9 protein-coding genes and 1 pseudogene are annotated in these 10,691 nt (G+C 70.6%); 5 read left to right on the top strand and 5 right to left on the bottom strand.

Going from position 1 to position 10,691, the window contains the following annotated elements:
- Window positions 1-88 precede the first annotated feature (88 nt).
- The 3 genes from HYQ63_RS04835 to HYQ63_RS04830 form a co-directional block, all read right to left on the bottom strand.
- Window positions 89-1,441, bottom strand: coding sequence for a serine hydrolase (locus tag HYQ63_RS04835; RefSeq protein WP_257231620.1), 1,353 nt, complete (start codon window positions 1,439-1,441; stop codon window positions 89-91).
- Window positions 1,442-1,505: 64 nt separating this feature from the next.
- The gene (locus tag HYQ63_RS44330) at window positions 1,506-2,705 is read right to left on the bottom strand and encodes a copper amine oxidase (RefSeq protein WP_257231618.1); all 1,200 of its coding nucleotides are present in this window, start codon (window positions 2,703-2,705) and stop codon (window positions 1,506-1,508) included.
- A gap of 14 nt (window positions 2,706-2,719) precedes the next feature.
- Entirely contained in the window at window positions 2,720-3,571 is an 852-nt protein-coding gene (locus tag HYQ63_RS04830; RefSeq protein ID WP_179932676.1) for a hypothetical protein, read from the bottom strand.
- A 377-nt stretch (window positions 3,572-3,948) separates the two neighbouring features.
- Here HYQ63_RS04830 and HYQ63_RS45860 point away from each other — a divergent pair, with 377 nt between their 5' ends.
- From HYQ63_RS45860 to HYQ63_RS04815, 3 genes and pseudogenes are all read left to right on the top strand, one after another.
- A complete protein-coding gene (locus tag HYQ63_RS45860) occupies window positions 3,949-4,356 on the top strand; it encodes a helix-hairpin-helix domain-containing protein (RefSeq protein ID WP_179932675.1) in 408 nt (135 codons plus the stop codon).
- A gap of 111 nt (window positions 4,357-4,467) precedes the next feature.
- The gene (locus HYQ63_RS04820; RefSeq protein WP_257231616.1) at window positions 4,468-4,785 is read left to right on the top strand and encodes a hypothetical protein; all 318 of its coding nucleotides are present in this window, start codon (window positions 4,468-4,470) and stop codon (window positions 4,783-4,785) included.
- Window positions 4,786-4,794: 9 nt separating this feature from the next.
- Window positions 4,795-5,356, top strand: a pseudogene (locus tag HYQ63_RS04815) (YigZ family protein).
- Window positions 5,357-5,414: 58 nt separating this feature from the next.
- Here the strand turns inward: HYQ63_RS04815 and HYQ63_RS04810 are convergent.
- Entirely contained in the window at window positions 5,415-6,914 is a 1,500-nt protein-coding gene (locus HYQ63_RS04810; RefSeq protein WP_179932674.1) for an ATP-binding protein, read from the bottom strand.
- Window positions 6,911-7,699, bottom strand: a complete 789-nt coding sequence (locus tag HYQ63_RS04805; RefSeq protein ID WP_179932673.1) for a response regulator transcription factor — start codon at window positions 7,697-7,699, stop codon at window positions 6,911-6,913. The genes HYQ63_RS04810 and HYQ63_RS04805 overlap by 4 nt, the downstream gene beginning before the upstream one ends.
- A gap of 174 nt (window positions 7,700-7,873) precedes the next feature.
- Between HYQ63_RS04805 and HYQ63_RS04800 the strand changes: the two genes are divergently transcribed.
- Both HYQ63_RS04800 and HYQ63_RS04795 read left to right on the top strand, forming a co-directional pair.
- Window positions 7,874-8,476 (top strand): carbonic anhydrase, encoded by a 603-nt coding sequence (locus HYQ63_RS04800; protein WP_179932672.1) that lies wholly within the window; start codon window positions 7,874-7,876, stop codon window positions 8,474-8,476.
- A 182-nt stretch (window positions 8,477-8,658) separates the two neighbouring features.
- On the top strand, window positions 8,659-10,560 hold the full coding sequence (locus HYQ63_RS04795; protein WP_257231615.1) for a SulP family inorganic anion transporter: 1,902 nt from the start codon (window positions 8,659-8,661) through the stop codon (window positions 10,558-10,560).
- The last annotated feature ends 131 nt before the right edge of the window (window positions 10,561-10,691 follow it).

The following is a 10,691-nucleotide window of genomic DNA, read 5'->3' as shown; positions in this document are numbered from 1 at the left end:
GAACTCGGGTGATGAGGCGCCGCGCGCGGCCGTGGCGAGGCGGGGGAGACGGCCGCGGTGGGGAGTGTGCGGTGGGGAACCTCGAACCTCAGACGAAGACGCTCTTGCGGGCCATCCGGCCCGAGAGCTGAATGCGGTCGACCGTGCCGGTGCGCGGGTCGCGCACGAAACGGCCACCGGGGATCCGGCGCCCGGAGGACGGGTCCACCAGGTCGCAGGTCAGGTCCTCGTGACAGACCAGTGGCGCGGGGACGTCACCGTCCACGGACAGGGCGAGGGTGCCGCTGTCGCTCATCGTCACCTGGTACTCGATGTCGCCGTTGAGATAGATCCCGGTGCACTGCGACGTCGCGGCCATGGGGGTGACCGCCGGACGTGGCCGGGCCGGCGTCCCGGGGACCTGGATGCCGGTGAACTCCTCCAGTTCGGCGCTCAGTTCGTGCCACATGTCGGCGCCGCTGTTGGAGTTGCTGGTGAAGGCGACCACGGTGCCGGTGTGCGGATCGGCCCGCAGATAGCAGGACGTGCCCTGGGCGTTCCCGTCGTGCCCGAACCAGGTCGCGTCCCCCTGCTGGAAGAGCGCGAATCCCAGCCCCCAGCCGTCGGCGAGGACACCGGGGTCGGCGCCGGGCACCGGCCGCCGCATCTCCTCCGCCAGCTCCGGCGGCAGCAGCCCGCCCGGCCCGTCATGGGTGTGGGCCAGGGCCAGCGCCACCAGGTCCGGTGCGCTCGCCATCAGCGCACCGGCCGCGGCCTCCGCCGGGGCGAGGTTCTGCCGCACCGGCCGGGTCCGGCCCGACGCCTTGTTGGCCGAGTGGCCGCGCGCCGCCTGCCGCTTCGGCGTACCGGGCGCGCCGATGAACGACGGCACGGTGCCCAGCGGGTCCAGCAGGATGGACCGTACGGCGTCCTGCCAGCTCATCCCGGTGACCGTCTCGATCAGCCGGCCCGCCGCGACATAGCCCGCGTTGGAGTACGAGAAGTCGGTCCCCGGCTCCATCACCAGCGTGCCGTCGGTGCAGTGGGCCTGGAGATAGCGCGCGGTGGTCAGCGCGGCGACATGGTCGGAGTCGGGCCCGGACGCGAGCCCGGCGGTGTGACTGAGCACCTGCCGTACCGTGCACGGCGGCCCGGCCCGCCGCAGCTCCGGCACGTGGTCGCCGAGCTGGTCGTCCAGCTCCACGTCGCCGTCCGCGACGAGGAGCATGACGACGGTGGCGGTGTAGCACTTGGTGAGGGAGCCGATGGGCACCGCCGTCTCGGCGGTGAACGGCTCCCCGGTTATGGAGTCCAGCACCCCGGTGTGCACGGCGCGTGTCGTTCCGCCGCTGTGCACGGCGAGTTGGGCTCCGGGCACCTGATGGGCCCGCGCCAGGGCGTGGAGGCGGTCCTCGAGGCGGTGGGGCGCCGTGGGCCGCCGCTTGTCCCGGGACGTATCCATGGGCCGGTGTAACACTGTGCACTCCTTGCCGTGCAGGGTAGGGACGGGTGACGGAACGGGGCGGTCACGGCAGCCGGCTCGTGGCCGTGACGTCCCGGGGGACGATCCGGAAGCTCTGCCAGTGCGTGGGCATCGGGTCCTGGTCCTCGTCCCGGGGCACGTGGTGGTAGTCGACGCTGACCCAGGCGACCGGGTCGGTGACCTTCTCACCGTTGGTGTACTTGTCCACCGAGGCGGCACAGCCCTTCGCGGTGTTGCCGTAGGCCAGCCGCTCGCACTCCCGGTACTGCGAGAAGTACACGTCGTGGTGCGTGAACTTCTCGGTGTCGCCCGGGCCCCGGTACTGATCGCTGTCGCCGTTGTCGATCTCCCACGACATGGGGTGGCCGTCGTCGTTCTCGGCCGCCGGGTTCACCACCCGCCAGAAGCGGGCGGGTGCCAGGTCCGCCCCGGTCTCCTTGGACAGCTCGGTGCGCTTCATGGTGCGCTTGGCGGTGCCGCTGCCCTCGAAGTCGTACTGCTCGACGACGTTCTTCGACTGGCCGTTCACATCGAAGTCCAGCCGCCAGAAGATGTTGTGCGAGTGGTTCTCGCTGAACCGCTGGGAGCCCACGCCCGTCGGCCACCCGCTGGTCGCGTCGGAGAACGCGAACGGCGAGAGGGATCCGGTGGCGCCCGCGCGCGGGGTGATGGCACCGTCGTCGGAGAAGTGCCACTCCATGATGTAGTCGTACCAGCCGATCTCGGACACCGAGAACACGGTCAGATCGGTCCCGTGCCGCACGCTCTTCTCCACCGCGCTCTTGTACGCGAACGGCCGCGGCTGCTCCTGACTGCACATCACGGGCGTGTCCTGGTAGTTCCCGAGCTTGCCGGTGGGGCAGTCGTCCTTCGACAGCTTGGTCAGCGTGCCCTGGCCGAGGTCGCCGAGGCCGATGGACGACACGTCGTAGAAGCGCGGCTGGCCGCTGTCGTAGGGCACGTGCACCTCGGCGATCGACGCGCTCTTCAGGACGCGGGTCGGGGTGCCGCGGTTGGGCGTGTACGTCACATCGCTCAGCTCCACACCCGTCTGGCGGTCGATGTGCCAGCACATCTGCCAGCGGGCGCCGTTCTTGAGCGTCTGGTCGATGCGGTCGGCCTTGGGGCAGTCGGGAGCCGCCGGGGCCTTCCGGGGAGCGGCGGACGCGGGACCCGGCACCCACAGCGTCAGCAGACCCACCACGGCCAGGAGCACACGGGCACGCCGAAACGAACTGAACACGAACTGAGCTCCCCTCACAGGCCGATGACGGCGGTGCGCCCGGCCGAGAGATCGATGACGATCCTGCTGGTGTCGATCCACTTACCGCCCGGAATGCGCACGAAGAGCTGGACGCACCGGTGGGTGCCGCACTGCGACACCTGCTCGGCGCCCTTCACTCCCTCGGCACGGGACCCGAGGAACGACATGCCCTGGATCAGCAGTTGGGACGGCGAGGTCAGCCGCTTCTTCGTCTCCGCCCGGTAGGAGGCGCGCATCCCGTCCCCGAGACGGCGGTCGGCCAGGATGACCTTCACCGCCTGCCGGACCTCGGCCGACGTGGGCGGCGGCTGGACCTCCTGCTGACGGGTCGAGCGGACGACCTTGCCGGAGCGCAGATCGACGAGCCGGGTGATCAGGGTGTCGGAGGCGTAGTCGTACAGCTGGACCTCGGCCTCGCTGTCGGGGGCGGAGGCGGCCGACTTGGGGCGCGGCGGACGGCGGGTGTCCAGCACCTCGGCGCCCGAACCGCCCGCGGCGTTCTTCTCCCCGCCCCCGGCCTTCCTGCCCTGGGTGTCCTTCTTCTCGCCCTCGGGCGTGGGCTGCTGCCCACCGGTGGCCCCGACGGCGATCCGGGACGCCTCCCGGGTCTCCTTCGACGTCAGCGGTCCGGTGTGCGAGGCGACGTTCGCCGCGGGCGCCGAGCGGCCGCCGGGCGCGGGTGATCCGGTCGCCTGCAACGCCACGATCCCCCCGCCGGTCAGCACCGCCGCCAGGCCCACGGCCGCGGACACGCGCCATCCACGCTTCCGGTGGCCCTTCGCGTCGGCCGTACCGTCCCCAGTGGCGTTGATCGTCATCACCCAGCCGTTCCCGTTGTCGGTCAAGTGAGCCCCGGTCAGGGCTCCGTGACAGCACCCGGCAGGAATCAAGGGGGTGTGACCGCTGAAGCGTGGTGTGTCTCGTCCGCCTCATCCGAGGGAATTGAGACGCTTCCTCACGCTTCCTACGCCCAGCGCGCGCATCCCCCCGGACTCTGCGCTGTCCACTGTCGGCTCACGTTTTCACCCGTCTGGCCGCTGTAACAGTCGCATTTGTAATGAAGGCACCGTGAGAAACGCATGTGCCGGTGGGCAGCATTTCGCCGAGTACCACGGTTTCAGGGGTGGGACGCGCGAGATCCGGGGAATGCTGTGGGGGGCCGAGGCGTCGCAAAGTATCGGTGTGCAAAGTCGGTTGGCGCCTCGTCTGCCATCATGCTCACATGAGTCATTCGATCACCATTCGATGTGACATCTGTGGCGCCACTTGTACATCCGACGCGACCGACACCGTGAGCGCGGCGCGAGCGGCTATGGTCCCGCTGAGCTGGGCCAGGACCCTCCGGGATGGCCAGGTGATCGATGTGTGCTCCGCGTGCCGCGTACGGGAAAAGGGGCCGGGGACGCTGGACCGGGAGGCCGGTTGTTCATGCGAGGGCGGCGAACTCTTCGACGTACTGGGACATGACAGATTCGGGCATCGGCTGGCCAACACCTTGCTGCGCGCCGGTGTCGACAGTGTCGAACGGTTGTCCAGTCTCTCCGCCCAGCAGTTGCGCGATCTGGAGGGAATCGGAGCCGCGAGCGCGCGGCGCGCACTCAGCTGTCTCCGCTCCGAACCGGGCGGTTAGCGACTCCCTCGAACATTTCATCGGAACTGGAGTTCGGGGAGTGAGAAATCGGCCAAATGATCGATCCGTGTCCACGCCCATGACCCGTACACCGACCGCCGAGAGGTGAACGTGAACCCATTCCCCGCCGCCGCGTCCTCCACCACCCCCATGTACACCAGCCGGCGGCACCGCGCGCTGTGGGTCGTGGGCGTGGTGTTCACCGCCGGGCTGCTGGCGCCGCCCCTCTTTCTCGGCGCCGCCAGAAAGGGGATCGTGCGCCACACCGTCCCCGCCGGCTACGCGGCGGTCATCTACCCGGTCGCGCTGGGCAGGCAGTGGCTGCCCAACCCGGGCAACTGGGTCTCATGGGTCCTCGCCGCGGCGGTGCTCACCGCGGCGACCCACGCCGCACTCCTGGCCACCGCTGACGAAGAAGCCGCAGCGTAGGCTGACCGGATGCAGGAGCAGTACCGGACGGTCGCGCGCGAAGACGTGCACGAGGTCGAGATCAACAAGTCCCGCTTCCTCTGCACGCTCGCGCCCGCCGCGACCGAGCAGGAGGCCCAGGAGGTCATCCAGCGCGTCCGCAAGGAACACCCCACCGCCAACCACAACTGCTACGCCTACGTCATCGGCGCCGACGGCGACGTACAGAAGGCGAGCGACGACGGCGAGCCGGGCGGCACCGCGGGCGTACCGATGCTCCAGATGCTGGTGCGCCGGGAGATGCGGTACGTGGTGGCTGTGGTCACCCGCTACTTCGGGGGCGTGAAGCTCGGCGCGGGCGGGCTGAGGCGCTCGACGCGCTGGGCGTCACGGCGGAGCGGGCGGGAAACTGGAGAACGACCTGCGCGCGACGGGCCGGGTGGTACGGGACGTCCGGTACGCGGAGGCGGTGACCATCGAGGTGGGGCTGCCCGAGGCGGACGTGGCGGCCTTCCGCGGCTGGCTCGCGGACGCCACCGCGGGGACGGCCGGGCTGGAACTGGGCGGCGAGGCATACGAAGAGGCTCCCTAGGGCGCGCGATCTTACGGACACGCCCTCGGGCGTGTCCGCAAGGTCCCGCCGGGCCCGCTCAGACCGGGGTCTGGGCGGTGGGCTCCGGGACGACGGGCTTGCGGCGCAGGTGCATTCTGGCCGGGCGTCCCGGGCCACCACCGGACCGGGCCGGGGACCGCAGCCGGACCGCGGCGTCCAGTCCGCTGCCGGGTGCCGCGTTCAGCGTGGCCTCGCCGCCGCTGGCGTGGGCCAGCCGCTGGACCAGCGAGAGGCCGAGGCCGGTGCCGCCCTTGGGGGAGTCGGGGGCCCGCCAGAAGCGGTCGAAGGCACGGCGGCGCTGCTCCGCGGTCATGCCCGGACCCTGGTCGATGACGTGCACCTCGACCCAGGTGGGGCGGCCGTCCCGGTGCAGATGGCGGCGGTCCGGCGCCGGGTGGCGGACGTCGAGGGTGACGGTGCTGCCCAGCGGCGATGACCGCAGCGCGTTGGAGAGCAGGTTGTCCAGGATCTGTTCCACGGCGCCGGGCACCGCGAGGGCGTAGCCGACGGGGAGGCCGCGCAGGACGAGTTGGGCGTGGTGCTTCTGGAACAGCGGGGTCCAGGTGCGCAGCCGCTCCCTGCACAGCTCGTCCAGGTCGATCGGCTCCGGGGTCACGGCGCCCTCCTCCATCCGGGCCATCGCCAGCAGCCCTTCGACCATGCGGGCCAGCCGGTCCGTCTCGGTCGTCGCGGCGATGAGTTGGGGGCGGGCGTGCTCGGGGACGTCGGATTCCATGTTGTCCAGGCGCAGCCGCAGCGCCGCGAGCGGCGTCTTGAGCTGGTGGGACGCCTCGGCCGCGAACGCGCGCTGGGCCTCCAGCAGATGGGCCAGCCGGGCGGCGGTCTGGTTGAAGGTGGCCGCCAGGCTGCGTACCTCGGGCGGTCCGGAGGTCGCCGGGGCGGGCGTGGGGGCCTTGCCGTCGGCCAGCCGGTGCGCGAAGCGCTCCAGCTCCACGATGGGACGGCTGGTCCAGCGGGCGAAGACCAGGGACACCGCGGCGGCCCCGGTGAGGATCGCCAGCCCGGCCAGGGCCAGCAGCAGCCATGCCCGGTGCACCTTGGAGTGCACCGCGTCGGTGGGGACGGTGAGCCGCACGGCGCCCTGGAGCTGGTTCCCGTGCGAGACGGGAAGGGCGATCGAGAGATAGCTGACGCCGCCGATGGTGGAGGTCCGTACGTCGACCGCGTCACGGCCCCCCAGCGCCGCCGCGATCTCGGGCCGGGACGTGATGTCCCGCCCCTCCTCGGCGGGCAGCGGATGGGAGGTGGCGAGCACTCTGCCGTCGGCGGCCACGATGAGCACCTCGCCGCCGATGCGCTCGGCGCAGTGCCTGACCCGCGTCGGAAGTTCACGCTCCTGCCGGCCCGCCATGATGGACAGCGAGGCGTACGCGGACACCGACTCGGCCTCGTCCTCGGCCGCGGAGATGACCCGCTCCTTCTCGGAACGGCTGTAGATGTAGCCGAGCGGGATCTCGAAACACAGCAGAACCAGGACGGCGAGGCTCAGATAGCCGAGCAGCAGACGACGGGTCACGGCCGGGCGGCCTCCGGAACACCGGTGTGCACGGCGAGGCGGAAGCCGACGCCGCGCAGGGTCTGGATCCAGGCAGGGTCGCCGAGCTTGCGGCGCAGGGTGGCGATGTGCACGTCCAGGGTCTTGGTCGGCCCGTGGAAGTGCGGATCCCACACCCGGTCGAGGATCTGCTGACGCGAATACACGGCGCCGGGGTCCTCGGTGAGCAGGGCCAGCAGCTCGAACTCCTTCGGGGTGAGGGCGACCGCGGTGCCGCCGACCCACACCTGCCGGGTCCTGCGGTCCACGATCAGCGGCTCCTGGCCCTCCAGCGTCTGGTGCTGGACGGGCGTCGGGGCCGGGGCCGGGGTGGGTTCCGGTTCGAAGACCGGTGGGGGAGGAGTGGCGGTGGGGGCGGCCGCCGCGGGGACGGTGGGTGCGGTCTCGGTGCGCTGGGTGCGACGGGTGACGGCGCGGATGCGGGCGATCAGCTCCCGCATGCTGAATGGTTTCGCCAAATAGTCGTCCGCTCCCAGTTCCAGTCCGAGTACCCGGTCGGCCTCCTCACCGCGCGCGGTGAGCATGATGATGGGTACGTCGGAGACCCGCCGGATGCCGCGGCAGACGTCGATGCCGTCCATGTCCGGCAGTCCCAGGTCGAGCAGAACGATGTCCCCGTACGGCCCTTCCAGCCCGGCGGCACCGGTGCCGACATGACTGGCCGCCAGCCCGTATCGCCGTAACCCCTCAACGAGGGGCTCGGCGATCGTCTCGTCGTCCTCGATCAGCAGTGCTCGTACGGTCATGGGTCCTGTCTACCGCAGCGCCGGATCCGCGTCCCGGTTTTTGTAATGTTGCGAGTGCGGCCCCGAATATTGGCGAAGAACTTGCAATGCTCTAGTGTTCGTTTAGCCCTCGCCTGACACATGCCTCCTTACGGTGAATGGCATCTGGTGGCAATCACCCGTCAGGGAGGCACGATGCAGACTCTCCTCGAACACGCCCGCTCGTTCCGGAGCCGGGCCGATTTCGACAGCGGCGAATACCGGAAACTGGCCGACGGGCAATCTCCACAGGCCCTCTTCATTACTTGCGCGGATTCCCGTGTGATTCCGGCGCTCATCACGGGGGCCCGGCCCGGTGAGATATTCGAGCTGCGCAACGCGGGAAACATCGTTCCGCCGCACGGTATGCACCTGGTCTCCGGCGAGGTCGCCACCATTGAATACGCGCTGGAGGTGCTGGGCGTCCAGGACGTCATCGTCTGCGGTCATTCGCACTGCGGCGCCATGGGGGCGCTGGCCTCCGGGGCGGATCTGTCCCGGATGCCCGGGGTCGGCGCCTGGCTCGACGTCGCCCGGCCCGGGTTGACCCCGAAGCTCGGTTCCACCGAAGAGGACCCGTGCCTGAAGGAATTGGCCCAGCTGAATGTCCGTAATCAGCTCGATGCGCTCAGGGAATACCCGGCCGCCCGGCGCCGATTGGAAAATGGTCAACTGCGGCTGCACGGCTGGTTCTACCAAGTCGACAGCGCCGAGTTGTGGGAACTCGAAGCGGACGGCGACTTCCGGGTGCACTCATGACGACGGGACGGCATGCACGAGGCCGGGCCCCCACGGAAGCGGCCGGGCCCCCGCTATACGTCGATGATTGGGCGGCTCAAAGCCCGGCCCCGGCCCCGGCCCACAGTCCGGCGTACGCCCCGGCCCACACGCCGGACGACGGAAGCGGGCCGGCTACGGAAACGTTCGACACGTTGAAAGGGATGGTTAAGACACCCGGTGGCGGGGCCGGTGCTGGCCCCGCCACCGGGGCGGAACCCGGCACCCGCACGGGTGCCGGTGCGGAGGGCGGGACCGGAGGGCGCGACGCCAAGGGGCTCTTTCCCAAGGGCGGCAAGGCCGCCGGGGTGAACCTCGGTACCGAGATCAGCGCCTCGCTCGTGGTCTTCCTGGTGGCCCTGCCCCTGTGCATCGGCGTCGCCGTCGCCTCGGGCGCCCCCGCCGAACTCGGCATCATCACCGGTGTGATCGGCGGCCTCGTCGTCGGCATGACCCCGGGCAGCACCCTCCAGGTGAGCGGGCCCGCCGCGGGACTCGCCGCGCTCGTCGCCGAGACGGTGGAGGCGCAGGGCATCGCCATGCTCGGCGTGATCGTGCTGGGCGCCGGAATCCTCCAGATCGCGCTGGGGCTGATCCGCCTCGGCCGGATGTTCCAGGCCACCTCGGTCGCCGTCGTGCAGGGCATGCTCGCCGGTATCGGCCTGCCGCTGATGGTCAGCCAGTCGTATCCGCTGGCCGACAACAAGGCCCCCGGCACGCCCATCGAGAACATGCTCGCCTTCCCCGGACTCGTCGCCGACACCCTGGCGAACCCGCAGGCGGCCATCGCCGCCGGGCTCGGCATCGCCACGGTCGTCCTCAGCTTCGTCTGGAAGAAGGTGCCGGGGCCCGTCAACAAGATCCCCGCCGCGCTGGTCGCCGTCGGTCTCGGCATCGGCATCGCCGCGCTCCCCGGCGTCGAGGTGAAGACGCTCCAGGTCGGCAATCTGCTGGCCGCCATCCAGGTTCCGGGCCCCGAGCAGTTCGCCGGGCTCGCCGACCCCGCGATCCTCACCGCCATCGTCACCTTCACCGTCATCGCCTCGGCGGAGAGCCTGTTCACGGCCGCCGCCGTCGACCGGATGCACGACGGCAAGCGCACCCAGTACAACAGCGAGCTGATCGCCCAGGGCGCCGGCAACACGATCTGCGGCATCCTCGGCTCGCTCCCCATGACCGCCGTCGTCGCGCGCAGCTCGGCCAACGTCCAGTCCGGCGCCAAGACCCGGCTCTCCCGCACGCTGCACGGCCTGTGGCTGCTCGCCTTCGCCCTGCTGCTGCCCAGCGTCCTCGCCCTGATCCCGATCTCGGTGCTGGCCGGTGTCCTCGTGCACAGCGGCTGGAAGCTGCTCGCCCCCGAGCAGTTCCCGAAGATGTGGCACCAGGACCGCGGCGAGTTCATCGTGATGACCCTCACCACGCTCGCCATCGTCGCCACCGCGCTGCTCGAAGGCGTGCTGATCGGGCTCGCGGCCGGAATCGTGCTGGCCGCGCTGCGGATGTCGCAGACCTCCGTCGAGCACATCATCGAGGGCGACAGCGCCAAGGTCGTCATGAAGGGCAACGCCACCTTCCTGCGGCTGCCGAAGCTCATCGACGCGCTCGAAGCCGTCGGCGCCTCCGGGAAGGAGCGGATCCGGCTCGATCTGATGGGCGTCACCCACCTGGATCACGCCTGCCGCAACCAGGTCGAGGAGTTCGTCGCACAGAAGCGGGCCACCCCCGGCGTACGGGTGGAACTGCTGATGCCGAACGAGCTGAACGCGCCCAAGGCGGCCAAGGAGCCCGTGCGGCAGCCGGAGGCGGCGGCAGCGACCGGCGCGTGGTCCGGCGACCCGTTCGCCGGGCCCCTGCCCAGCGGTCCGGAACAGATGGCCGACCCGTCCGCCGGTCCCGGCCCCACGGCCGAGTGGTACTACCTCGACCCCCGCCCGGTGGACGGCCACCACGACGGCTACGGCGACAGCCACGGCTACGGCGATGGCTACGGCACGGGCTACGGCACCGGCTACCCCGAGGGCGTCGACCTCTTCGACGACCACCGCTGGGGCGAGACGCGCACGTAACACAGGGACACACGGGTACAAAAGCGAGGTCCGTGCGGACCCGGGCACCGATCGCGGTTAACGTGGTCGGTGCCCGTATCGCTGATCCGGTACGGGCGCGTTGCTGATCACCGGGGTGGAGGAAGGACAAG

The sequence above is a fragment of the Streptomyces sp. Rer75 genome, assembly GCF_013414305.1.
GTDB classification, from domain to species: Bacteria; Actinomycetota; Actinomycetes; order Streptomycetales; family Streptomycetaceae; genus Streptomyces; species Streptomyces himastatinicus.
The sequence above is the reverse complement of the archived record's forward strand: the minus strand, read 5'-3'. Positions and strand labels throughout refer to the sequence as shown.